At 62.9% G+C, this 22,845-nt stretch carries 21 protein-coding genes and 2 pseudogenes; 11 read left to right on the forward strand and 12 right to left on the reverse strand.

Annotation, left to right across the window (positions count from 1 at the left end; genetic code table 11):
• Window positions 1–72 precede the first annotated feature (72 nt).
• The 5 genes from ACFXS9_RS35270 to ACFXS9_RS35290 all read left to right on the forward strand — a co-directional run bounded on the left by ACFXS9_RS35270 (window position 73) and on the right by ACFXS9_RS35290 (window position 7,304).
• Window positions 73–3,030 carry a 2-oxoglutarate dehydrogenase E1 component gene (locus ACFXS9_RS35270; protein WP_392697348.1) on the forward strand — a complete coding sequence of 986 codons (2,958 nt, stop codon included), beginning with the start codon at window positions 73–75 and terminating at the stop codon, window positions 3,028–3,030.
• A gap of 121 nt (window positions 3,031–3,151) precedes the next feature.
• Window positions 3,152–4,393, forward strand: a complete 1,242-nt coding sequence (gene odhB / locus ACFXS9_RS35275; protein ID WP_392697351.1) for a 2-oxoglutarate dehydrogenase complex dihydrolipoyllysine-residue succinyltransferase — start codon at window positions 3,152–3,154, stop codon at window positions 4,391–4,393.
• A 79-nt stretch (window positions 4,394–4,472) separates the two neighbouring features.
• Window positions 4,473–5,219, forward strand: a complete 747-nt coding sequence (locus ACFXS9_RS35280; RefSeq protein ID WP_392697354.1) for an SDR family oxidoreductase — start codon at window positions 4,473–4,475, stop codon at window positions 5,217–5,219.
• Window positions 5,220–5,254: 35 nt separating this feature from the next.
• Window positions 5,255–6,655, forward strand: coding sequence for a dihydrolipoyl dehydrogenase (gene lpdA, locus ACFXS9_RS35285; protein WP_392697357.1), 1,401 nt, complete (start codon window positions 5,255–5,257; stop codon window positions 6,653–6,655).
• Between the two features lie 118 nt (window positions 6,656–6,773).
• Complete coding sequence (locus ACFXS9_RS35290; protein ID WP_392697360.1) at window positions 6,774–7,304, forward strand: hypothetical protein; 531 nt, start codon at window positions 6,774–6,776, stop codon at window positions 7,302–7,304.
• A gap of 173 nt (window positions 7,305–7,477) precedes the next feature.
• On the opposite strand, the gene ACFXS9_RS35295 is transcribed toward ACFXS9_RS35290, so the two are convergent.
• On the reverse strand, window positions 7,478–8,068 hold the full coding sequence (locus tag ACFXS9_RS35295; protein WP_392697362.1) for a DUF4337 domain-containing protein: 591 nt from the start codon (window positions 8,066–8,068) through the stop codon (window positions 7,478–7,480).
• A 117-nt stretch (window positions 8,069–8,185) separates the two neighbouring features.
• A complete protein-coding gene (locus ACFXS9_RS35300) occupies window positions 8,186–9,157 on the reverse strand; it encodes a tyrosine recombinase XerC (RefSeq protein ID WP_392700179.1) in 972 nt (323 codons plus the stop codon).
• A gap of 147 nt (window positions 9,158–9,304) precedes the next feature.
• Here ACFXS9_RS35300 and ACFXS9_RS35305 point away from each other — a divergent pair.
• Window positions 9,305–11,514: pseudogene (locus ACFXS9_RS35305) on the forward strand (primosomal protein N').
• Window positions 11,515–11,828: 314 nt separating this feature from the next.
• On the opposite strand, the pseudogene ACFXS9_RS35310 reads toward ACFXS9_RS35305, so the two are convergent.
• Window positions 11,829–12,319 (reverse strand): annotated as a pseudogene (locus ACFXS9_RS35310) (septal ring lytic transglycosylase RlpA family protein).
• 658 nt (window positions 12,320–12,977) lie between these two features.
• Between ACFXS9_RS35310 and ACFXS9_RS35315 the strand changes: the two are divergent.
• The 5 genes from ACFXS9_RS35315 to ACFXS9_RS35335 all read left to right on the forward strand — a co-directional run bounded on the left by ACFXS9_RS35315 (window position 12,978) and on the right by ACFXS9_RS35335 (window position 18,036).
• The gene (locus ACFXS9_RS35315) at window positions 12,978–13,538 is read left to right on the forward strand and encodes a F0F1 ATP synthase subunit delta (protein WP_392697364.1); all 561 of its coding nucleotides are present in this window, start codon (window positions 12,978–12,980) and stop codon (window positions 13,536–13,538) included.
• Window positions 13,538–15,067, forward strand: coding sequence for a F0F1 ATP synthase subunit alpha (gene atpA / locus ACFXS9_RS35320; RefSeq protein WP_392697367.1), 1,530 nt, complete (start codon window positions 13,538–13,540; stop codon window positions 15,065–15,067). Before ACFXS9_RS35315 ends, atpA begins: the two co-directional genes overlap by 1 nt.
• Before the next feature lie 95 nt (window positions 15,068–15,162).
• Window positions 15,163–16,044 carry a F0F1 ATP synthase subunit gamma gene (locus ACFXS9_RS35325; RefSeq protein ID WP_392697370.1) on the forward strand — a complete coding sequence of 294 codons (882 nt, stop codon included), beginning with the start codon at window positions 15,163–15,165 and terminating at the stop codon, window positions 16,042–16,044.
• Between the two features lie 54 nt (window positions 16,045–16,098).
• On the forward strand, window positions 16,099–17,541 hold the full coding sequence (atpD, locus tag ACFXS9_RS35330) for a F0F1 ATP synthase subunit beta (RefSeq protein ID WP_057842602.1): 1,443 nt from the start codon (window positions 16,099–16,101) through the stop codon (window positions 17,539–17,541).
• A gap of 87 nt (window positions 17,542–17,628) precedes the next feature.
• Complete coding sequence (locus ACFXS9_RS35335) at window positions 17,629–18,036, forward strand: F0F1 ATP synthase subunit epsilon (protein WP_213289908.1); 408 nt, start codon at window positions 17,629–17,631, stop codon at window positions 18,034–18,036.
• 120 nt (window positions 18,037–18,156) lie between these two features.
• Here the strand turns inward: ACFXS9_RS35335 and ACFXS9_RS35340 are convergent, their stop codons facing one another.
• From ACFXS9_RS35340 to ACFXS9_RS35380, 9 genes are all read right to left on the reverse strand, one after another.
• Window positions 18,157–19,257 (reverse strand): trypsin-like peptidase domain-containing protein, encoded by a 1,101-nt coding sequence (locus ACFXS9_RS35340; protein ID WP_392697374.1) that lies wholly within the window; start codon window positions 19,255–19,257, stop codon window positions 18,157–18,159.
• A 35-nt stretch (window positions 19,258–19,292) separates the two neighbouring features.
• A complete protein-coding gene (locus tag ACFXS9_RS35345) occupies window positions 19,293–19,445 on the reverse strand; it encodes a hypothetical protein (protein WP_392697377.1) in 153 nt (50 codons plus the stop codon).
• A gap of 42 nt (window positions 19,446–19,487) precedes the next feature.
• Entirely contained in the window at window positions 19,488–19,727 is a 240-nt protein-coding gene (locus tag ACFXS9_RS35350) for a hypothetical protein (RefSeq protein ID WP_392697380.1), read from the reverse strand.
• Between the two features lie 76 nt (window positions 19,728–19,803).
• Entirely contained in the window at window positions 19,804–20,304 is a 501-nt protein-coding gene (locus ACFXS9_RS35355; RefSeq protein ID WP_392697383.1) for an Hsp20/alpha crystallin family protein, read from the reverse strand.
• Window positions 20,305–20,394: 90 nt separating this feature from the next.
• Window positions 20,395–20,847, reverse strand: coding sequence for an Hsp20 family protein (locus tag ACFXS9_RS35360; protein ID WP_392697386.1), 453 nt, complete (start codon window positions 20,845–20,847; stop codon window positions 20,395–20,397).
• 191 nt (window positions 20,848–21,038) lie between these two features.
• A complete protein-coding gene (locus ACFXS9_RS35365; RefSeq protein ID WP_392697389.1) occupies window positions 21,039–21,329 on the reverse strand; it encodes a hypothetical protein in 291 nt (96 codons plus the stop codon).
• A gap of 77 nt (window positions 21,330–21,406) precedes the next feature.
• Window positions 21,407–21,637 carry a hypothetical protein gene (locus tag ACFXS9_RS35370; RefSeq protein ID WP_392697391.1) on the reverse strand — a complete coding sequence of 77 codons (231 nt, stop codon included), beginning with the start codon at window positions 21,635–21,637 and terminating at the stop codon, window positions 21,407–21,409.
• 158 nt (window positions 21,638–21,795) lie between these two features.
• Window positions 21,796–22,293, reverse strand: coding sequence for an RNA pyrophosphohydrolase (locus ACFXS9_RS35375; RefSeq protein ID WP_392697394.1), 498 nt, complete (start codon window positions 22,291–22,293; stop codon window positions 21,796–21,798).
• Between the two features lie 44 nt (window positions 22,294–22,337).
• Entirely contained in the window at window positions 22,338–22,841 is a 504-nt protein-coding gene (locus ACFXS9_RS35380) for an RNA pyrophosphohydrolase (RefSeq protein WP_392697397.1), read from the reverse strand.
• Window positions 22,842–22,845: the final 4 nt, after the last annotated feature.

A 22,845-nucleotide genomic window follows, 5' to 3' on the forward strand; every position in this document is an offset into this window, starting at 1 on the left:
CTGGTTCGGGCCTCCCGGACCGGCTACAGCGCCGTTTTCCACGCGCAAAGCGAAACTCACCAGGACGCCATCATGTCTCGCCAGGACGCGAACGCAGCATTTGCCCTTTCCTCATTTTTGCAAGGCACCAACGCCACCTATATCGACGAGCTCTACGCCCGCTACGAGCAGAACCCCGGGTCGGTCGACGGCGACTGGCAGGAATTCTTCAAGAGCCTGAAAGACACCCCGGCCGACGTCCAGAAGAACGCCGAGGGCCCGTCCTGGGGCCGCGACAACTGGCCGCTCACGCCGCAGGACGAACTGACCTCGGCGCTGGACGGTAACTGGGTCACCGTCGAGAAGGCCGTCGGCGCCAAGCTGGCCGCCAAGGCGCAGGCCAAGGGCGCCGAACTATCCGCTGCCGACGTCAACCAGGCGACGCGCGATTCGGTTCGCGCCCTGATGCTGATCCGCGCCTACCGCATGCGCGGTCATTTCCACGCCAAGCTCGATCCGCTCGGCATCGAGGCGCCGCGCGATCGCGAGGAGCTTGATCCGCGGACCTATGGCTTCACCGAGGCCGATTTCGACCGCAAGATCTTCCTCGACCATGTGCTCGGCCTCGAATACGGCACGCTGCGCGAGATCGTCGCGATCTGCGAGCGCACCTACTGCCAGACGCTCGGCGTCGAGTTCATGCATATCTCGAACGCCGCGCAGAAGGCCTGGATCCAGGAGCGCATCGAGGGGCCGGACAAGGAGATCAGTTTTACGCCGGAAGGGCGCCGCGCCATCCTCAACAAGCTGATCGAAGCCGAAGGTTTCGAAAAATTCTGCGATCTCAAATTCACCGGTACCAAGCGTTTCGGCCTCGACGGTGCCGAGTCGTTGATCCCCGCGCTGGAGCAGATCATCAAGCGTGGCGGCAATCTCGGCGTGAAGGAAATCGTGCTCGGCATGCCGCATCGCGGCCGCCTCAACGTGCTGACCCAGGTGATGGGCAAATCGCACCGTGCGCTGTTCCATGAATTCAAGGGCGGCTCCGCCAATCCCGAGGACGTCGAAGGCTCGGGCGACGTGAAGTATCACCTCGGCGCGTCGTCCGACCGCGAGTTCGACGGCAACAAGATCCATCTGTCGCTGACCGCCAACCCGTCGCATCTGGAAATCGTCGACCCCGTCGTGCTCGGCAAGGTGCGCGCCAAGCAGGACCAGCACGGCGATCCGCCCGACATGCGCATCTCGGTGCTGCCGCTGCTGCTGCACGGCGACGCCGCGTTCGCCGGCCAGGGCGTGGTGGCGGAATGCTTCAGCCTCTCCGACCTGAAGGGCTACCGCACCGGCGGCTCGCTGCATTTCATCGTCAACAACCAGATCGGCTTCACCACCTATCCGCGCTATTCGCGCTCCTCGCCCTATCCGTCCGACGTGGCGAAGATGATCGATGCGCCGATCTTCCACGTGAACGGCGACGATCCGGAAGCTGTGGTGTTCGCGGCGAAGGTCGCGATCGAGTTCCGGCAGAAATTCCACAAGCCGGTCGTGATCGACATGTTCTGCTATCGCAGGCACGGCCATAACGAGGGCGATGAGCCGGCGTTTACCCAGCCGGTGATGTACAAGCACATCGCCTCGCATCCGTCGACGCTCGAACTCTACGCAAAGCGCCTGGTCACCGACGGCGTGCTGACCGAAGGCGAGGTCGGGAAGGCGAAGGCCGACTGGCGTGCGCGGCTCGATGCCGAGCTCGAGGCGGGCTCCGGCTACAAGCCCAACAAGGCTGACTGGCTCGACGGCAAATGGGCCGGCTTCAAATCCGCCGACCAGGAAGAAGACGCCCGCCGCGGCGTCACCGGCGTCGATGTCGGTATCCTCAAGGATATTGGCCGCAAGATCACCAAGGTGCCGGACGGTTTCCGGGTTCACCGCACGATCCAGCGTTTCCTGGAAAACCGCGCCAAGGCCATCGACAACGGTGTCGGCATCGACTGGGCGACCGGCGAAGCGCTGGCGTTCTGCACGCTGATGCAGGAAGGCCACCACGTCCGGCTATCCGGCCAGGATTCCGAACGCGGCACCTTCTCGCAGCGCCATTCGGTGCTGATCGACCAGGAAGACGAGAGCCGCTACACGCCGTTCAACCACCTTGGCCACGATCAGGGCCACTACGAGGTCATCAACTCGCTGCTGTCCGAAGAGGCGGTGCTCGGCTTCGAGTATGGTTATTCGCTGGCCGAGCCGAAGGCGCTGGCGATGTGGGAAGCCCAGTTCGGCGACTTCGCCAACGGTGCGCAGGTGCTGTTCGACCAGTTCATCTCATCCGGCGAACGCAAATGGCTGCGCATGTCCGGTCTCGTCTGCTTGCTGCCACATGGCTATGAAGGGCAGGGACCGGAGCACTCCTCGGCGCGGCTCGAGCGTTTCCTGCAGATGTGCGCCGAAGACAACATGCAGGTGGTGTATCCGACCACGCCGGCGAATTACTTCCACGTGCTACGGCGGCAGTTACATCGCGAGATCCGCAAGCCCCTGATCGTGATGACGCCGAAGTCGCTGTTGCGGCACAAGCGCGCGGTCTCGCGACTCGATGAGCTCGGCAAGGACACGACGTTCCACCGCATTCTGTACGATGACGCGCAGATGCTGCCCGACGAGAAGATCAAGCTGGCGCCGGACGACAAGATCCGCCGCGTCCTGCTGTGCTCGGGCAAGGTCTATTACGATCTCTACGAGGAGCGCGAGAAGCGCGGCATCGACGACATTTACATCCTGCGCGTCGAGCAGCTCTATCCGGTGCCGCTGAAGGCGCTGGTGCAGGAGCTCGTCCGCTTCAAGAATGCCGAAGTGGTGTGGTGCCAGGAAGAGCCGCGCAACATGGGCTCATGGCACTTCATCGAGCCCTATCTGGAATGGGTGCTGAACCAGATCCACGCGCCGAACCGGCGCCCACGTTACGCCGGCCGTGCCGCCTCGGCGGCAACTGCCACCGGTTTGATGTCGAAGCATCTGGCACAGCTCAAGGCGATGCTGGATGAGGCGCTGAACTAGCAATTGCCCCAAGTCGTCATGCCCGGGCTTGTCCCGGGCATCCACGTCTTGCTTTGTGAAAATTGTCTTAGGGCGTAGATGGCCGGGACGAGCCCGGCCATAACGCAAAGAGGAAAATACCATGACTGAAATTCGTGTTCCGACGCTCGGCGAGTCCGTGACGGAAGCCACCATCGGCCGCTGGTTCAAGAAGGCCGGCGAAGCGGTAGCGGTGGATGAGCCGTTGGTCGAGCTCGAGACCGACAAGGTCACCATCGAAGTGCCGGCGCCATCCGCCGGCGTGCTTGGCGAGATCGCGGCCAAGGACGGCGAGACCGTCGCCGTCGGCGCGCTGCTCGGGCAGATCAATGAAGGCGCGGCCGGCGCCGCGAAGCCGGCCGCCGCCGCGCCCGCCAAGGCCGCCGCCCCGGCTGCAGCGCCCGCCGCTGCCCCTGCTGCGGCTCCGAAGGCTGCGGCAGCAGATGCGCCGCTGGCACCGTCGGTGCGCAAACTTTCCGCCGAGAGCGGCATCGATGCCGCGACCGTGCCCGGCTCGGGAAAGGATGGCCGCGTCACCAAGGGCGACATGCTGGCCGCGATCGAGAAGGCGGCGTCGGCGCCGACCCCGGTCCATCAGCCGGCCGCTTCCGTGCAGGTCCGCGCGCCGTCGCCGGCCGATGACGCCGCGCGCGAGGAGCGCGTGAAGATGACGCGGCTGCGCCAGACCATCGCGCGGCGGCTGAAGGACGTGCAGAACACGGCCGCGATGCTCACGACCTTCAACGAGGTCGACATGAGCCACATCATGGCGATGCGCGCGCAGTACAAGGACGTGTTCGAGAAGAAGCATGGCTCGAAGCTCGGCTTCATGGGCTTCTTCACCAAGGCGGTGGTGCAGGCGCTGAAGGACATCCCGGCCGTCAATGCCGAGATTGACGGCACCGATTTGATCTACAAGAACTACTACCACATCGGCGTCGCCGTCGGCACCGACAAGGGCCTGGTCGTGCCCGTGGTGCGCGACTGCGACCACAGGTCGATCTCCGACATCGAAAAATCGATCGCCGATTTCGGCCGCCGCGCGCGCGACGGCCAGCTCAAGATCGACGAGATGCAGGGCGGCACCTTCACCATCACCAATGGCGGCATCTACGGTTCGCTGATGTCGACGCCGATCCTCAACGCCCCGCAATCCGGCATCTTGGGCATGCACAAGATCCAGGAGCGGCCGATGGTGGTCGGCGGCAAGATCGAGGTGCGCCCGATGATGTATCTGGCGCTGTCCTATGATCACCGCGTGATCGACGGCAAGGAGGCGGTGACGTTCCTGGTGCGCGTCAAGGAGAGCCTGGAGGATCCGGCTCGCCTGGTGCTGGATCTCTGACACAATACGCTTGCCGGCGTCGGCACTCACGCCAGCGCCGCAAGCCGTGGATCATGCACGTCGATTTGTGGGACCTGATGTGACGGACAAGGTTGTTGTGATCACCGGCGGCAGCCGCGGCATCGGCCGTGCGGCCGCCATCGCCGCCGCCGCGCGCGGTTTTCGCGTCGTGGTCGGCTACGCCAGCAATGAAGCCGCGGCGAACGAAGTCGTTTCGCAGATCGAACGCAAGAACAGCAAGGCGATCGCCGTGAAATGCGATGTCGGCAGCGAGGCGGACATTCTCGCGCTGTTCAAGGCCGCCGACGACTTCGGAACGCTTGGCGCGCTCGTCAACAATGCCGGCATTGTCGGCCCGTCGATACGGGTCGAAGACATGTCGGCCGAGCGCATCCAGCGCATGATGGCAGTCAACGTCACCGGCAGCATTTTATGCGCGCGCGAAGCGGTGAAGCGGATGTCGACCCGCAACGGCGGCGCGGGCGGCGTCATCGTCAATCTTTCCTCGGTCGCGGCGAAACTCGGCTCCCCCAATACGTATGTGGATTATGCGGCGTCCAAGGGCGCGGTTGATTCCTTCACCATCGGCCTTGGCTATGAGGTTGCCGGAGAGGGCATTCGGGTCGCCGCGATCCGGCCTGGACTGATCGATACGGATATTCATGCTTCCGGCGGCGAGCCCGATCGCGCGCATCGGCTCGCGCACATGGTGCCGATGAAGCGCGTCGGCACTGCGGAAGAAATCGCCAATGCCATCGTCTGGTTGATTTCGGACGAGGCTTCCTACGTCACCAGCGCCATCCTTGATGTATCGGGCGGCCGGTAACACCTGACACCTTATCTCAGCTACAGGACTTCATCATGGCTTCCTACGATCTCGTCGTCATCGGCACCGGTCCGGGCGGATATGTCTGCGCGGTGCGCGCGGCGCAACTCGGCATGAAGGTGGCCGTGGTCGAGAAAAACGCGACGCTGGGCGGCACCTGCCTCAATGTCGGCTGCATGCCGTCGAAGGCGCTGCTGCACGCCTCCGAAATGTTCGAGGAGGCCGCGCATTCCTTTGCCAAGATGGGCGTCAGCATTTCCGCGCCAAGGCTCGATCTGCCGGCGATGATGAATTTCAAGCAACAGGGCATCGACGGCAACGTCAAGGGTGTCGAGTTCCTGATGAAGAAGAACAAGATCGATGTCCTCTACGGCGCCGGCAAGATTCTCGGCGCCGGCAAGGTCGAAGTCAGCGGTAACGGCAAGTCGCAGACGGTCGAGACCAAGAACATCGTCATCGCCACCGGCTCCGACATCGCGCGGCTGAAGGGCATCGAGATCGATGAGAAGCGCGTGGTGTCGTCGACGGGCGCGCTGTCGCTTGAGAAGGTGCCGGAGAGGCTTCTCATCATTGGTGCTGGCGTGATTGGGCTGGAGCTCGGCTCGGTCTGGAAACGGCTTGGCGCTGAGGTCATGGTCGTCGAGTTTCTCGATCGCATCCTGCCCGGCATGGATGGGGAAGTCGCCAAGCAGTTCCAGCGCATCCTCGAAAAGCAGGGCTTTGCATTCAAGCTCGGCGCCAAGGTGACGGCGGTCGACGCTTCCGGCAAGACGTTGAAGGCAACGGTGGAGCCGGCGGCGGGCGGCGCAGCGGAAACGATTGAGACCGACGTGGTACTGGTCTGCATCGGCCGCGTGCCCTACACCGAAGGGCTCGGGTGCAAGGAAGCCGGCATCGCACTCGACAATCGCGGCCGCGTGCAGATCGACGGGCATTTTTCGACCAGCGTGAAGGGCGTCTATGCGATCGGCGACGTCGTGGCGGGACCGATGCTCGCGCACAAGGCCGAGGATGAAGGCGTTGCCTGCGCCGAGATCATTGCAGGGCAGGCGGGTCACGTGAACTACGATGTTATCCCGGGCGTCGTGTATACGACGCCGGAAGTGTCGTCGGTCGGCAAGACCGAGGAAGAGCTGAAGCAGGCCGGCGTTGCCTACACCTCAGGCAAATTCCCGTTCACCGCCAACGGCCGCTCCAAGGTCAACCAGACCACTGACGGGTTTGTGAAGGTTCTCGCGGATGCGAAGACCGATCGCGTGCTCGGCGTGCACATTGTCGGCCGCGAGGCCGGCGAAATGATTCAGGAAGCCGCTGTTCTCATGGAGTTTGGCGGTTCTGCCGAGGATCTGGCGCGGACGTGTCATGCGCATCCGACCCGCTCGGAAGCGATCAAGGAAGCCGCGCTTGCGGTCGGCAAACGCGCCATCCATATGTGATCGGAACCCGGTACACGCCGAATTGAAGAAGTGGCTGTCCAAAGACCCATGCTTTGAACAAGGAGATCGAGCGGAGCGACCAATCAAGGATGTCATTCCGCTTTAGAGATCACGATCGATGATGCGCCGCCTGTTTCAGCCGTTCTGGGTCCTGCTTGCGGTCATCTTCCTGATCGAAGCTTGGCTGTGGGATCATCTCGAGCCGATCGTCGAGCGCATCGTTGCGCTGATTCCGCTTCGTGCCTTCAAGCGATGGCTGTCCGATCGGGTCGATGCGCTGTCGCCGGCGATGTCGCTGATCGTATTTGCCGTGCCGGTGATTCTGCTGTTTCCGCTGAAGCTGGTCGGGCTCTGGCTATTGGCGCACCAATACTGGTTCAGCGCGGCGGTTGTGATCGTATCAGGCAAATTGCTCGGGGTCGGCGTCACCGCGTTCATCTTCGACGTGACGCGGCCGAAGCTGCTGCAAATGGCGTGGTTCAAGAACCTCTATGAGTTCATCATGGCGATGCGCGCCAAGGCGGCGGCGCTCGTCTATCCGATCAAGCAGCGCATCCGGGAGATTTTGCGCGGCGACGGCGATAGCTGGTCATCGCGCATGCTGCGCACGATCGCGCGCTTCCGCAAGAGCGTGCACGAGGCGCGGTAGGGCCTTTCACCTCTCCCGCTTGCGGGGAGGTCGTATCGCATCGAAAGATGCGATACGGGTGGGGGAAGCTCTCTCGACACGAACAGTATGATTCGATTCGCGGCGACACCCCCACCCCAGCCCTCCCCGCAAGCGGGAGAGGGAGTTCAGTCCCTTCGCGGGTGATGACAACCTCAATGCAAATGCAGCAGATGCGGCGCGTAGAGGCCGAGCGCGGTGATGCCGATGCCGGCGATCGCCAAGATGCCGGAGACCCAGGCCAGCACGATCATGCCGGTGATGATGGTGGCGGACGCCAGCACGATGCCGATCTGGAAGGCGGCTGAAGCGATTTCGTAGTGGTGATATTTTGCGGTCGCCTCGTCGCGCTCGTGCTCGGCGTGCTTGGCGCGTTTTGCCAACTCTTCCGAACCTTCGCCGGTCTCCGGCTCCGAGCGATAGCGCTGCGCAGTCTTGTTCCAGTCGTCTATCTGCTTCTGCAGCGCCGCCTTTGCGCCATCGTCGCCGACGGTGCCGAGGCTGAGCTTGGCGTGTTCGGCGGTGGCCTGCACCACGGTGCGGCGGATGCTCTTGGCCTGGAAGAATGCCCAGAGATTCGAAGCCTCGACATTCTTGCTGATGGCTTCGGTCTGTGCGCCCTTGCCCAGCGTTTCCGAGAACGCAAGGAACAATGCGATCACCGCGATCAGCAGCGCGATCTTCTTGTTCGACCCCGAAGCGTGCTCGGCGTGCTCCGCATGCTCCATGCTTTCATGTGCGCCCATTTAGTCCCCTCCTGTCGGTTGGCGCGCGCACGATTGCCGAACCGCAACGCGAGCGCAAGAGGTCAGCTAAGGAAGCCACCGATGTGACGGGAGTATGTCGGCGCCGAGCGCTGAGATTCATCCGCGCGGATGCGCGCTCTTGTACACTTCCAAGAGCCGCTCGCTGTCGATCCCGGTATAGATCTGCGTGGTCGAGAGCGAGGCGTGGCCGAGCAGTTCCTGGATCGCGCGCAGATCGCCGCCGCGGCTGAGCAGATGGGTCGCGAAAGAATGCCGCAGCGCGTGCGGGGTGGCGCTGTCGGGTAGCCCCAGCGCACCGCGCAGTCGCTCCATGGTGAGCTGGATGATGCGTGGGGAAAGCGGTCCGCCGCGCGCGCCGACGAAGATCGGGCCGGCCGGCGGCAATGAATGCGGGCACATCGCAACGTAATCGGCGATCAGCGCCATCACGTTTTGCAGCACCGGCACCATGCGGGTCTTGTTGCCCTTGCCGGTGACGATAATGACGTCGCCTTCGCCGGGTCTTGGCACGTCCTGGCGCTTCAGTCCCAGCGCTTCGGAGATACGCAAGCCCGATCCATAAAGCAGCGCCATCACCGCGGCGTCGCGCGCGAGAATCCAGGGATCACGCTCCTCGCCGGCGCGCTCGTCGGCATCGGCAAAGCGCTTGGCGGCGGCGATCTGGATCGGCTTCGGCAGGCTTTTTGCAATTTTCGGCGCGCGGATCGCGGACAGGGCGCCGACCTTGCCTTTGCCCTCCCGTTCGAGGTAGCGGCCGAACGAACGCAACCCCGCCAGCGCCCGCATCAGCGAGCGCCCGGCGATGTCGTCGGCACGGCGCATCGCCATGAAAGCCCTGACGTCGGTGGCTTCCAGCGCCGCAAATCGTTTCAGTGTGACTCTGCCGCCCCAATGTTCAGCGAGGAAGGTGAGGCATTGGCGGAGGTCGCGGGCATAGGCTTCAAGCGTCTTTGGCGACAGCCGCCGTTCGGCGCGCAGATGCGTCAGCCAGCGCGTCATCTCCCGCGCGAGCCCCTCGTCGGCGCATTCGAGCTCGACCGCTTGCAGTGCCGGAACTTCCCTGGCCATCATTCTTGCCTTCGAGAGCTTGTCTTGAGACCTTGTCTTGGAGACAGTGATTCAGCGCATTATATCGCACCTCTTTCGTTTACCGTTCGCTAACCGGCCGGAGCGGCGCTAGCTCCCCTCCGGATACCTCAAGCCTGATTCCCCCTGATGGACCACACCACTCGCCAAACCAGCTCATCGGCCTCGTCGACCCGCGTCGTCGACGTGCTGGTGCCGGTCGCGCTCAATCAAAACTATTCCTACCGCGTGCCGCGCGGCATGGAGCTGAAGGCGGGCGATGTCGTCTGCGTGCCGCTCGGGCCGCGCGAGGTGGTGGCGGTGGTGTGGGCGGAGAACGCCAATCCCGATCCGCGCCTGCACAACCGCCTGAAGGACGTCCGCGAAAAGCTCGACGTGCCGCCGCTGAAGGAGGAATTGCGCAGCCTGGTCGATTGGGTTGCCAATTACACGCTGTCCGCGCGCGGCATGGTGCTGCGTATGGCTTTGCGGATGGGTGAAAACCTTGGGCCCGAGCGGATGCGCCTCGGCGTGCGGCTGGTAGGCCCGGCGCCGCAGCGCCTGACGCCAGCGCGGCGGCGGCTGATCGAGGTGCTGTCGGACGGCCTGCTGCACGGCAAGTCGGATGCGGCGCGGGAGGCGGGCGTCAGCTCAGGCGTGGTCGACGGCCTTGTCGATGAGGGGACCCTCGCCATCGAGGCGATGCCGCCGCCGCTGGCGCCGCCGGCGCCCGATCCGTCTTTGCGCAGCCGGAATTTTCGCACCAGCAGCGCGCGGCGGTCGACATGATGCGCGCGCTTGCCGCCAACGGCACGTTTCACGTCGCGCTGCTCGACGGCGTCACCGGATCGGGCAAAACGGAAGTCTATTTCGAGGCGATTGCGGAAGTCGTCCGGCGCGGCAAGCAGACGCTGATCCTGATGCCGGAGATCGCGCTGACCGGGCAATTCCTCGACCGCTTCGCCCAACGTTTCGGCGTGCGCCCGCTGGAATGGCACTCCGAACTGACGCCGCGCACGCGGCAGCGCAATTGGGCGGCAATATCGGCGGGTGAAGCGCCGGTCGTGGTCGGCGCGCGCTCGGCGCTGTTTCTGCCTTATGCGGACCTCGGTCTCATCATTGTCGATGAGGAGCACGACCAGGCCTACAAGCAGGATGACGGCGCGCATTATCATGCCCGCGACATGGCAGTCGTGCGCGCGCATATCGCCAAGATCCCGATCGTGCTGGCGTCCGCGACGCCGTCAGTCGAGACCGAAGTCAATGCACGCAAGGGGCGCTATCAGCGCGTCGCGCTGCCGTCCCGCTTCGGCGGCCAACACATGCCGCATATCGAAGTGATCGATTTGCGACGCGCCCCGCCGCCGCGCGGCCGCTTTATCTCGCCGCCGCTCGCCGAGCAAATCCGGTTCGCGATCGAGAAACGCGAACAGGCGCTGTTGTTTCTGAACCGCCGCGGCTACGCGCCGCTGACGCTATGCCGCGCCTGCGGCCATCGCTTTGCCTGCACCATCTGCGACGCCTGGCTGGTGGATCATCGGTTTCGTCAGCGGCTGGTCTGTCACCATTGCGGCTTCTCGATGCCGCGCCCGAATATCTGCCCGCATTGCCAGGCTGAGGAATCGCTGGTCGCGGTCGGCCCCGGTGTCGAGCGGCTGCAGGAGGAGGCGGCCGCGCTGTTTCCGGAAGCGCGCACCATGGTGCTGTCGAGCGATCTGATCACCTCGATCGAGACCATGCGCAGCGAGCTGAACGAAATCGCCGAAGGTCGCGTCGACATCATCATCGGCACGCAACTGGTCGCGAAGGGCCATAATTTCCCGCGGCTCAATCTGGTCGGCGTGGTCGATGCGGATCTGGGCCTCGGCAATGGTGATCCGCGCGCTGCCGAGCGCACGTTCCAACTGCTCAATCAGGTGATAGGGCGTGCGGGGCGCGATCAGGGCCGCGGCGTCGGGTACTTGCAGACCCATCAGCCCGAACATCCCGTGATGAAGGCCTTGGTCGCCAACGACCGAGAGGCGTTTTACGCCAGCGAAATCGACTCCCGCGAGCGCACCGGCTATCCGCCGTTCGGCCGGCTCGCCAGCCTGATCATTTCCGCAGGCGACCGGCCGACCGCGGAAGGCTTTGCGCGCCGCCTTGCCGCTGTGGCGCCGATCGACGAGCGCATCCAGGTGCTGGGACCTGCCGAAGCGCCGCTTGCGGTGATCAAGGGCCGCTATCGGTTTCGGATCCTGGTGAAGTCGCTGCGCAACGTCGACCTCTCGGAATATTTGCGCGAGTGGCTCGCCGGCGGTCCGAAGACCAAAGGCAATCTCAAGCTCGAAGTCGACGTCGATCCGCAGAGCTTTTTGTAACACCCTCCCTGGAGGGGGAGGGTCGACGCGCGTGTAACGCGCGGCGGGGTGGGGTGACGGTCTCTCCAACCTAACGGTGCCCGAGTTGAGAGATCACCCCACCCCGTCTCACATTTCGCTTCGCTCATGTGAGCCGACCCTCCCCCTCCAGGGGAGGGTGAGCAGACTGGGCTCCCCAAAAACAAAAAAGCCTGCCGTCATTTACGACGGCAGGCCTTTGTTGCCGCGGAAAGTTCCGCGACGGTTACGCAACGCAACGCAACGCAACGCTTACGCGATCTGATGGACCGGAAGACGGCGCGCGATCGCGCGCTTTAGATGACCTCGGCGGTGACGTGGCCGACGCCGGCGCCTGTCAGGCCGATGGCCCGCGCAGCACCCTTGGACAGGTCGAGCACGCGTCCCCTGATGAAGGGACCACGGTCGTTGATCGTGACGATCACGCTCTGGCCACGATGGGTGACGCGGAGCTTGGTGCCGAACGGCAGCGAGCGGTGGGCTGCGGTCATGGCGTTCTGGTTGAAGCGCTGTCCAGAGGCGGTCTTGCTGCCGGATTCATTGCCGTAAAGGAGGCCTTTCCCGAGAAGCCGCGCCCGGTGCTCTGGGAGCCGATCGAGGCATTGGCGTCCAGCCAGTTGCCGGCAGCCTTGGCCTTGCTGGCGTGATGGTGGTGATGGCGATGATGCCTGGATTTTGCAGAAGCTTCGGTGACGGCGCCACCGACCAGGAGAGTTGCGGCGATCAAGGCGAGCGCCGTACGCGACCGGGTTAGAGTTCCCGGCACAACATTATTGGTATGCAACATTAAACTAGTCCCTCAGATAGTATTTGCCACATACGTGACAAATGGAACCCCCGTCCCAACTTCAGAGGGCCGTTTGATGAGGCAATGAGGCATGATTTGGGCAGTAAATCGGGAATGTATCGCGGTGACATATCTTGTTACCGTCGAGCGATATTCCGTAATCTTGCACGTTAATAGATTTTTAATCAATCCAATACTTATTATTACTTAACAATACAGTTATCACGCATCGAGTGAAGATTTGCGCAAGTAATGATCAAATGGAGGCGAGCCGCCCGATTCGTTCCGAACGCTATCGGTCATAGCGGCCATGCAAATACGGGTGGAACAAATACTGGTGGAACAAATCGGCTGGTCGGGGACCGCTCCAGATCGCCTGCAACCGCCGGGTCAAAAATTCCGGCGCGCTGATCCCATCAAGCCGCATTCGACCGGGCCCGAAAATTGACATGCAACAAGACATCGCCCGCATGCGCCGTCATGTTGCACCTGCGCGCTTGCTATGTTAGCAAAGCCGCGATTTTAACGATCCCGGCACCTCTCGTGCCGGTCGAAAATCGAAGTCCCGCTTGAATTCCAAGGGCTTGGATCGCTAGGCGCCGCTACCCGTGGCGACGGTTTTTCCCTTGCGAGTTTGACATCTGAAAAGAGCGTCTCTGTGGCTGCTGAAGATCCGTCCGTTTCGGGAGTGTCCGGCCGTTATGCTACGGCCTTGTTCGAGTTGGCGCGCGAGGAGAAATCCGTCGACGCGGTAAGAGCCGATCTCGATAAATTCGAGGCCATGCTGAACGAAAGCGCCGATCTCAAGCGCCTCGTCCGCAGCCCGGTCTTCTCGGCAGATGCGCAGGCCAAGGCGCTCACTGCCCTGCTCGACAAGGCTGGAATTACCGGCACTTCCGCCAAATTCCTTAAAGTGTTGACCGCCAACCGCCGGCTGTTTGCAGTGGCCGATGTGATCCGCGCCTTCCGCGCGCTGGTGGCGAAGTTCAAAGGCGAGGCGACCGCTGACGTCACCGTCGCCGAACAGCTCAGTGACAAGAATCTCGACGCGCTGAAGACCGCACTGAAAACGGTGACGGGCAAGGACGTCGCGCTCAACGTGAAAGTCGATCCCTCCATCATTGGCGGCCTTGTGGTCAAGCTCGGCAGCCGCATGGTGGATAGCTCACTTCGCACCAAACTCAATTCGATCAAGCACGCGATGAAAGAGGCAGGCTGATGGACATCCGCGCCGCGGAAATTTCCGCGATCCTCAAGGACCAGATCAAGAATTTCGGCCAGGAGGCTGAGGTTACCGAAGTCGGGCAGGTGCTGTCCGTCGGTGACGGTATCGCCCGCGTCTACGGTCTGGACAATGTCCAGGCCGGTGAAATGGTCGAGTTCGAGAACGGCACCCGTGGCATGGCGCTGAACCTCGAAACCGACAACGTTGGTATCGTGATCTTCGGCGCCGACCGCGAGATCAAGGAAGGCCAGACCGTTAAGCGTACCCGCGCCATCGTCGACACGCCGGTCGGCAAGGGCCTGCTCGGCCGCGTCGTCGACGCGCTTGGCAACCCGATCGACGGCAAGGGCCCGATCCAGGCCGACAAGCGCATGCGCGTCGACGTCAAGGCGCCCGGCATCATTCCGCGCAAGTCGGTGAGCGAGCCGATGGCGACCGGCCTCAAGGCGATCGATGCGCTGATCCCGGTCGGTCGCGGCCAGCGCGAGCTGATCATCGGCGACCGTCAGACCGGCAAGACCGCGATCGCGCTCGACACCATCCTGAACCAGAAGCCGCTCAACGCGCAGCCGGACGAGAACATCAAGCTGTATTGCGTCTACGTCGCGATCGGCCAGAAGCGCTCGACCGTTGCCCAGTTCGTCAAGGTGCTGGAAGAGCAGGGCGCGCTGGAATATTCGATCGTCGTCGCCGCCACCGCGTCCGATCCGGCGCCGATGCAGTACATCGCACCGTTCACCGGCTGCACGATGGGCGAGTACTTCCGCGACAACGGCATGCACGCCGTCATCATCTATGACGACTTGTCCAAGCAGGCCGTCGCCTACCGCCAGATGTCGCTGCTGCTGCGCCGCCCGCCGGGCCGCGAAGCCTATCCGGGCGACGTGTTCTACCTGCACTCCCGTCTGCTCGAGCGCGCGGCGAAGCTCAACAAGGACCAGGGCTCGGGCTCGCTGACGGCGCTGCCGGTCATCGAAACCCAGGCCAACGACGTGTCGGCCTACATTCCGACCAACGTGATTTCGATTACCGACGGTCAGATCTTCCTGGAAACCGACCTGTTCTTCCAGGGCATCCGTCCCGCGGTGAACGTCGGTCTGTCGGTGTCGCGCGTGGGCTCCTCGGCGCAGACCAAGGCGATGAAGAAGGTCGCCGGCAAGATCAAGGGTGAGCTGGCGCAGTACCGCGAAATGGCGGCCTTCGCGCAGTTCGGCTCCGACCTCGACGCTTCGACCCAGCGCCTCCTGAACCGCGGTTCGCGCCTGACCGAACTCCTGAAGCAGCCGCAGTTCTCACCGCTGAAGATGGAAGAGCAGGTCTGCGTGATCTGGGCCGGCACCAACGGCTATCTCGACCCGCTTCCGCTCAACAAGGTGCGCGCCTTCGAGGACGGCCTGTTGTCGCTGCTGCGCGGCAAAAACGTCGACATTCTCAACGGCATCCGCGACAGCCGGGATCTCTCTGACGATCTCGCCGGCAAGCTGAAGACCGTGGTCGAAGGTTACGCCAAGACATTTTCTTGACGATTTTGCCGTTGAGGCCCGGCTCCTAGCCGGGTCCGACGAAAGAGTGGCTTGCGGTCGGATCCTCGAGGACTGATCGCCGGGGTGAACTGAGAATGGCTTCACTTAAAGACATGCGGGTCCGCATCGCCTCGACCAAGGCGACGCAGAAGATCACCAAGGCGATGCAGATGGTCGCGGCGTCGAAGCTGCGGCGCGCGCAGAGCGCCGCCGAAGCGGCCCGGCCCTACGCCGAAAAGATGGATGCGGTGATTTCCAACATCGCCGCTGCTGCCGCCAGCTCGCCCGGCGCTCCGGCGCTGTTGGCCGGCACTGGCAGGGATCAGGTGCATCTGCTGCTCGTCTGCACCGGCGAACGCGGCCTGTGTGGTGCGTTCAATTCGGCGATCGTGCGTCTGGTCCGTGAGCGCGCGCTGTCGCTGATGGGCCAAGGCAAGGACGTCAAGATATTCTGCGTCGGCCGCAAAGGCTACGACCAGCTCCGCCGCACCTTCGATAGGCAGATCGTCGAGCACGTCGATCTGCGTGGGGTTCGCCAGCTCGGCTTCGTCAACGCCGAGGATATCGCCAAGAAGATCCTGACACGGTTCGAAGCCGGTGAGTTTGACGTCTGCACGTTATTCTACTCGCGGTTCAAGTCCGTCATCGCGCAGATCCCGACCGCCCAGCAGGTCATTCCGTTGGTGGTCGAAGCGCCGGCCGCCAATGCCGGTCCGTCGATCGCTTACGAGTACGAGCCGGAAGAGGACGAGATTCTGGCGCGGCTGCTGCCGCGCAATCTTGCAGTGCAGGTCTTCCGCGCGCTCCTGGAAAATAACGCCTCTTTCTACGGCGCGCAGATGAGCGCGATGGACAACGCCACCCGCAACGCCGGCGAAATGATCCGCAAGCAAACCCTGGTCTACAACCGAACCCGTCAAGCCCAGATCACCAAGGAGCTGATCGAGATCATCTCCGGCGCCGAGGCGGCGGTCTAGCGCACGAACCAACCGACGGTCGTTCAAGTATAGAATTTCGAAGGAGAGCAATTCATGGCCACAGCAGCTAACCAGATCGGTCGCGTCACCCAAGTCATGGGCGCCGTTGTCGACGTGCAGTTCGAAGGTCATCTGCCGGCCATTCTCAATTCGCTGGAGACCAAGAACGGCGGCAACCGTCTGGTGCTGGAAGTCGCGCAGCACCTCGGTGAGTCCACCGTGCGCACGATTGCGATGGACGCTACCGAAGGTCTGGTGCGCGGTCAGGAAGTGACCGACACCGGCGAGCCCATCGCAATTCCGGTCGGTGATGGCACACTCGGTCGCATCATGAACGTCATCGGCGAACCGATCGACGAAGCCGGTCCGATCAAGTCCGAAGGCAAGCGCGCCATCCATCAGGAAGCGCCGACCTACACTGACCAGTCCACTGAAGCCGAAATCCTTGTGACCGGCATCAAGGTCGTCGACCTGCTTGCCCCCTACGCCAAGGGCGGCAAGATCGGCCTGTTCGGCGGCGCCGGCGTCGGCAAGACCGTGCTGATTCAGGAATTGATCAACAACGTCGCCAAGGCGCATGGCGGTTACTCGGTGTTCGCCGGCGTCGGCGAGCGTACCCGCGAAGGCAACGACCTCTATCACGAGTTCATCGAGTCCAAGGTCAACGCCGATCCGCGCAATCCCGATCCGAGCGTGAAATCAAAATGCGCGCTGGTGTTCGGTCAGATGAACGAGCCGCCTGGCGCCCGCGCCCGCGTCGGCCTCACGGGTTTGACGGTCGCTGAGCACTTCCGCGACCAGGGCCAGGACGTGCTGTTCTTCGTCGACAACATCTTCCGCTTCACGCAGGCAGGCTCCGAAGTGTCGGCGCTGCTCGGCCGCATCCCCTCGGCGGTGGGCTATCAGCCGACGCTCGCCACCGACATGGGCGCGCTGCAGGAGCGCATCACCACGACGCATAAGGGTTCGATCACCTCGGTGCAGGCGATCTACGTGCCGGCCGACGACTTGACCGACCCGGCGCCCGCAACCTCGTTCGCCCACTTGGACGCGACCACGGTGCTGAGCCGCGCGATTTCGGAGAAGGGCATCTACCCGGCGGTGGACCCGCTCGACTCTACCTCGCGCATGCTCTCCCCGCTCGTCGTCGGAGAGGAGCATTATCAGACGGCGCGCATGGTTCAGCAGGTGCTGCAGAAGTACAAGTCGCTGCAGGACATCATCGCCATTCTCGGCATGGACGAACTGTCGGAAGAGGACAAGATCGCGGTGGCCCGTGCCCGTAAGATCGAGCGCTTTCTGTCGCAGCCGTTCCACGTCGCCGAAGTCTTCACCGGCTCGCCGGGTAAGTTCGTCGATCTCGCCGACACCATCAAGGGCTTCCGCGGCCTCTGCGAAGGCAAGTACGACCATCTGCCGGAAGCGGCGTTCTACATGGTCGGCACCATCGAGGAAGCCGTCGAGAAGGGCAAGAGGCTGGCTGCCGAGGCGGCCTAAGGAGCGAATGGCGAATAGGGAGTAGCGAAAGCGCTGCTCCCGTTCTTCCCCACTCGCTATTCGCTACTCGCTACTCGCAGGTTCTCCATGGCTACCTTTCATTTCGATCTCGTCTCGCCCGAAAAGCTCGCCTTCTCCGGCGAGGTCGATCAGGTTGACGTTCCCGGCGTGGAAGGCGATTTCGGCGTGCTGGCCGGTCACGCGCCGGTCGTGGCCGCGATCCGCCCGGGCATCCTGACCGTCACGTCAGGCGACGCACATCAGAAGATCATCGTGCTCGGTGGGCTCGCCGAGATGTCCGAAAACGGACTGACCGTGCTGGCCGACGTCGCTACTTCGATGGCCGAGGTCGACCGCGCGCAGTTCGCCGAGACCATCGCCGAGATGGAAGCCAAGCTTGCCGAGAAGGAAGGCACCGAGCTCGATCACGCCATCGAGCGGCTGGACCACTTCAAGAGCATCCAGATCGAGCTCAACGCCACCGCTATGCACTAAGCCCCGGGGCACCGCTCCGGGGCGCAATGAAGGCCTGTTTTGCAGCGCTCGTCACCCCGTGACGGGCGCTGAGTTTTTTGTGCGGGGCAAGTGCCTCCGTTCGGGAGCGTCAGATCCGCGCTATCGCCGTTGAGCGGACCCCTCCACGTTACTTGCTGCCGTGGCCGGCATCACCGCAACGGCGACGGTTTGGGGTCCCCCAGAACGATCGACGGTCAACCGGACCTGTTCGCCGATACGCGCCAACCCGATCCGGTTTCGTAGCTGCGCGGCGGAATGAATCGGGCGGTCGTCGACCTTCAGTACGACATCGCCCTTGCGAAGGCCCGCTAACTCGGCGGGCGAACCCGGACTGACCTCCGCAATCCGCGCGCCTTCGCTGCGTCCGCCGTCGGTCGCGGGAGTTAGTTCACGCACGGAAATGCCGATCCGGCCACGCTCGACGCGGCCGTTCTCGACGATCTGTTCCATCACGCGACGCGCCATGTTGACGGGGATCGCAAAGCCGATGCCGACATTGCCGCCGGCCGGCGAAATGATCGCTGAATTGATGCCGACGAGCTCGCCCTTCAGATTGACCAGCGCGCCACCCGAATTGCCGGGATTGATCGCCGCATCCGTCTGGATGAAATCCTCATAGCCCTGTTTGCCGAGCCCGGTGCGGCCAAGCGCGCTGACAAGGCCGGAGTTGACGGTCTGGCCAAGGCCAAAGGGGTTGCCGATGGCGAGGACGAAATCGCCGACTTCGAGCGCGTCACTGTCGCCGAACGCGATCGCCTTCAATGCGGACGGAGATTGAATCCGCAACACCGCAATGTCGGTGCCGGGATCGCGCCCGATCACCTTGGCCGAGAGTTGCCGGCCGTCCTTGGTCTTGATCTGAACCGTGGCGACCTGGTCGACGACATGGTTGTTGGTCAGGACATAGCCTTTCTGCGCATCGACGATGACGCCAGAGCCGGTGGCGTTGATTTCCTTCTCGAGCTGTTTCGGGACGTCGAAAAACTCCCGGAACAGCGGATCGCGATAGAGCGGATTGTCCTGGCGGATCTTGCCGTGCACGGCGATGTTGACTACGGCCGGCGTGACATCGCGCACCAAAGGTGCCAGCGTCGGTACTGTGCCGCCGGTTCGCAGGCTCGGAATTTGTCCCGAGGCCGGAGCTGCAACAGTCGTGGTGCCGACCAGGCTCGTCAGCACAATCGCGAAAAATCGGTTCACGTGGGTTCTCGTCCGCGGATTAAGGAGGGTTCGGATCAGGAGCCGGCTTGCGGTGCCGCGCCGTGCTGCAAGGCAAGCCATGGCGCCGCCCACAAGGCGGCTGCATGGTTGACCCATGCAATGGCCAAAATGGCTGGTGTCAGCATGATGAGGGCTCCTGCAATACGGTTTTCCAACGCGGCCGCCATCGCGTGCTGATTTTGGTACGCGGCCGGATTTCTTCATCGCCGTCAAGCTGGCGCAGAGCGGGGAGGACGTCGGCGAGGCGGATGGTGTGACCCATGCAGGGAATCTCGCGCAGGCTCGGGCAGGATTCTGACCGCGAACATGTCGGACGCCCACGACGACAAAATCACCCGCTTCTCGGCGTCGGAAAGCTGCTGGTCGTCCAATACTTTATTTGGGGAGCCGTAATGCGCGGCGGGATGAAATAACGCAAATTCAGTGGTGCTCAGATCGGCCTTGCTCATCGACAGGGTCTCCCAGCTCTCCTTTCGATCGAGATGTTGGTGGTGGCGACGGCGCACTGCGCCGCCGCCATTCTCGTCACTGATTGACGATGGGAATGCGCTTGATGGCCGAACGAGCTTGTTCGGACTTCGGCAGCGTGATGGTCAAGACACCGTCATGGAATTTGGCTTCGGCCTTATCTTCGACGACGCCATCGAGCGGGATCTGCCGCTCGAACGCTCCGTAGTAGCGTTCGGTGAAGTACCTTCCGCCATTATCGGTTCGTTCGGATTTCTTCTCACCGCGCAGTGTCAGAACGCCATTGGCGATTTCGACCTGAACGTCCTTTTCCGTCAGCCCGGGCAACTCAGCCGATACCTTCAGCTCCTTGTCGGTTTCGTTGAGCTCGATGCTTGGCCATCCGAAGCGACCTTCCATCAGCGGAGTGCCGAAACGCGCAGGCGTTGCGAAGCCGCGGAAAACGTCATCGAACAGCCGATTCATCTCCCGGTGCAAGGTGAAGAAGGGATCGAAGCTGTCGCGCGTATGCGCAAGATCCTGGTTTCTCGACCAGGGGATCAGATCACGAATAGCCATAATGTCCTCCTTACAGAGATTGCTGATGTTGCTTGCATTGGCTCGCGCGCGGCCGGTTATCCGCGCGCCGAGCCGGTATGCCGAAGCGGCTTAAGCCGCCTTCTGCTCGATCTGATGGGAAGCGCCGGCGTTGCCGATCGGGATGCGCCGTGGCTTCATCGCGTCGGGCACTTCGCGAACGAGATCGACGATCAACAGCCCGTCCTTGAACGAGGCCTGCTTGACCTGCACATAGTCGGCGAGATTGAACACCCGCCGGAACGGCCGGGCCGCGATTCCGTGATAGAGGTATTCGCGTTGCTCGGCGTCGGGCTTCTTGCCCTCGATGATCAGTGTGTCGCGTTCTGCGGTTACGGCAATATCGTCCATGCCGAAACCGGCAAGCGCGAGCGAAATCCGGTAGGCGCCTTCGCCGCAGCGTTCGACATTATAGGGCGGGTAATTGTCGTCGGCCGTGTGCTGCAAGCTGCTGTCGAGCAGATCGGCCAGATGATCGAAGCCGATCGTGGAACGCCACAGGGGCGAGAAGTCAAAGGTCCTCATAACCAAGTCCTCCTAAGAGCAAGATGGATACGAAGGAGCGTCGGACACCGTCCGGCGCCCGCTCAACTCGCCGGACCCAGGTTGGCATCCGGCACCGCTGTCCGCGGCAGAAATCGAATTAGAAATCGGGCGAAAAGTTTCAAGACGGGCAGGCAAAATTTTTGCGCGCCGTCACGACGGTGGTCGGATGCTTATTCGGGCGCGAAGCCGTCCGATCCCGGTCCCGCCGATGCCGAGGGCGCCGTTCGCACGACTGGGTGAGGCCGGTCGCGCGCAACCGTTTGCCCGATGCGGCCCCCGCGCAGAGCCTGCATTTCATGCGGCCTTGGGCCGATGGCGAGCAGCATGAACAAGGTTCGGTAACCCTGATAGCGGGCGGCCAGCCGGCTGCGTTCTCGGCCGCCCATGATCGGCCTGCCGTTCTCGTCTGTTACCCGCCATTCCCAACTCCGGCGGCGCTTGGTTACGGTTACGTCCTTCATGTCAGGTAAACATTGGGTCACGCCGGCTATTCCCGGCCTTGGCTGGATCGGTCGAGCGGCGCGCGGCAACGGACATCTCAGGCCGCCGACGAGATCGGCGGCTCCAGTCTGTGAGAATGCTGTTCCGGGGCCTGGAAAGTGAGCGGAAATGTAGAGGCCGCGAGTCTTTCCAGAGCCGACTGTTCTTCGGAGAGCCGCTTTTCGATGTACTGCTGTTCAAGCTCTGTCAGCCTGGTTTTAAGAAGACGGCGATAACGGTCGATATTGTTGCGATGCGTACGCAAACGGGCCAGTTTTTCGTCGATCATCTTCGTCATCCCTTGACGGTCGCTCTATCGTTTCCTCTGAGTGGATTACGGCGGAGAATCCGCTTTGCGCAAAAAATATTCAGCGACAAACCACTGTCAAGCGCCTCGCCTCCACCGTGTGGTTAGACGCAGTCTCGAGCCTTTCGGTTCGATTGAATCTAGCGGGCGAATTCCGCGAACTGCTGCACCACCATCCGGTACACGTCGCGCCGGAACGGCACCACGAGGTCCGCGACACGGTCGAGCCGCTCCCAGCGCCAGGAATCGAATTCGGCCGGCTGGCCGTTGCGCTGCGTCAGCGGGTCGATCTCGTCGTCGCGGCCGGTGAACCGCAATGCGAACCATTTCTGCCGCTGGCCACGAAATTTCGCCAAGCGATGGTCGATCGGCCCATCATACGGCGGAAATTCGTAATTCATCCAATCGGTCTCGCCGAGGTATTCGGCGCTGACCGCCCCGGTCTCCTCCCAGAGTTCGCGCATGACGGCATCGCGCGGGTTCTCGTCGGCGTCGATGCCGCCCTGGGGCATCTGCCATTCCAGACCCGGCAAGATGATTTCCGGCCCGTCGTCACGGAAACGGCGGCCGATCAGCACCTGACCCGAGGTGTTGAACAGCGCGATCCCCACGTTGGGGCGATAGGGTTTGTCGGACATGAGTGCCTGTTCTCGTCACGAAGGATGCGTCACAACGAAAATGGCTAACCGCCCGCAAGGCTGGCGAATTCCTTGACCACGCGCTCATAGACCGGCCGCTTGAACGGAACGATCAGGTTCGGGAGGTTCTTCATCGGCTCCCATCGCCAGCTAACGAATTCGGCCTTGTGCCCGCCGCCGGGGCTGGCGACGTTGATCTCATTATCCCTGCCGGTGAAACGCACCGCGTACCATTTCTGCCGTTGCCCGCGATAACGGCCCTTCCAGGCACGGCCGGCCACCGTGCGTGGAATGTCGTAGATCAGCCAATCCGGGACTTCGCCAAGCTTCTCCACCGAGCGAACGCTGGTTTCCTCGTAAAGCTCGCGCTTGGCGGCCTCCCAAGTATCCTCGCCGGGATCGACCCCGCCCTGCGGCATCTGCCAGACGTGGGATTCGTCGACATGTTCAATGCCGCCAGCGCGCCGGCCAATGAAAACCAGCCCGGCTGCATTGATCAGCATCATGCCGACGCAGGTCCGGTAGGGCAGGTCCTCGTAGCGCGCCATTTCC

This window comes from Bradyrhizobium sp. RDI18, from assembly GCF_043203335.1.
Lineage (GTDB): Bacteria > Pseudomonadota > Alphaproteobacteria > Rhizobiales > Xanthobacteraceae > Bradyrhizobium > Bradyrhizobium retamae.

What these genes read in the sequence shown, in the direction of transcription:
- odhB (WP_392697351.1), top strand. Translation starts at nt 3,152, where the DNA reads ATGACTGAAATTCGTGTTCCGACGCTCGGCGAGTCCGTGACGGAAGCC.
- atpD (WP_057842602.1), top strand. Translation starts at nt 16,099, where the DNA reads ATGGCCACAGCAGCTAACCAGATCGGTCGCGTCACCCAAGTCATGGGC.
- ACFXS9_RS35350 (WP_392697380.1), bottom strand. Translation starts at nt 19,727, where the DNA reads ATGAGCAAGGCCGATCTGAGCACCACTGAATTTGCGTTATTTCATCCC.
- ACFXS9_RS35295 (WP_392697362.1), bottom strand. Translation starts at nt 8,068, where the DNA reads ATGGGCGCACATGAAAGCATGGAGCATGCGGAGCACGCCGAGCACGCT.
- ACFXS9_RS35380 (WP_392697397.1), bottom strand. Translation starts at nt 22,841, where the DNA reads ATGGCGCGCTACGAGGACCTGCCCTACCGGACCTGCGTCGGCATGATG.
- ACFXS9_RS35270 (WP_392697348.1), top strand. Translation starts at nt 73, where the DNA reads ATGTCTCGCCAGGACGCGAACGCAGCATTTGCCCTTTCCTCATTTTTG.
- ACFXS9_RS35375 (WP_392697394.1), bottom strand. Translation starts at nt 22,293, where the DNA reads ATGTCCGACAAACCCTATCGCCCCAACGTGGGGATCGCGCTGTTCAAC.
- ACFXS9_RS35345 (WP_392697377.1), bottom strand. Translation starts at nt 19,445, where the DNA reads ATGGCGGCCGCGTTGGAAAACCGTATTGCAGGAGCCCTCATCATGCTG.
- ACFXS9_RS35290 (WP_392697360.1), top strand. Translation starts at nt 6,774, where the DNA reads ATGATGCGCCGCCTGTTTCAGCCGTTCTGGGTCCTGCTTGCGGTCATC.
- ACFXS9_RS35335 (WP_213289908.1), top strand. Translation starts at nt 17,629, where the DNA reads ATGGCTACCTTTCATTTCGATCTCGTCTCGCCCGAAAAGCTCGCCTTC.
- lpdA (WP_392697357.1), top strand. Translation starts at nt 5,255, where the DNA reads ATGGCTTCCTACGATCTCGTCGTCATCGGCACCGGTCCGGGCGGATAT.
- ACFXS9_RS35370 (WP_392697391.1), bottom strand. Translation starts at nt 21,637, where the DNA reads ATGATCGACGAAAAACTGGCCCGTTTGCGTACGCATCGCAACAATATC.
- ACFXS9_RS35325 (WP_392697370.1), top strand. Translation starts at nt 15,163, where the DNA reads ATGGCTTCACTTAAAGACATGCGGGTCCGCATCGCCTCGACCAAGGCG.
- ACFXS9_RS35365 (WP_392697389.1), bottom strand. Translation starts at nt 21,329, where the DNA reads ATGAAGGACGTAACCGTAACCAAGCGCCGCCGGAGTTGGGAATGGCGG.
- atpA (WP_392697367.1), top strand. Translation starts at nt 13,538, where the DNA reads ATGGACATCCGCGCCGCGGAAATTTCCGCGATCCTCAAGGACCAGATC.
- ACFXS9_RS35360 (WP_392697386.1), bottom strand. Translation starts at nt 20,847, where the DNA reads ATGAGGACCTTTGACTTCTCGCCCCTGTGGCGTTCCACGATCGGCTTC.
- ACFXS9_RS35300 (WP_392700179.1), bottom strand. Translation starts at nt 9,157, where the DNA reads ATGGCCAGGGAAGTTCCGGCACTGCAAGCGGTCGAGCTCGAATGCGCC.
- ACFXS9_RS35355 (WP_392697383.1), bottom strand. Translation starts at nt 20,304, where the DNA reads ATGGCTATTCGTGATCTGATCCCCTGGTCGAGAAACCAGGATCTTGCG.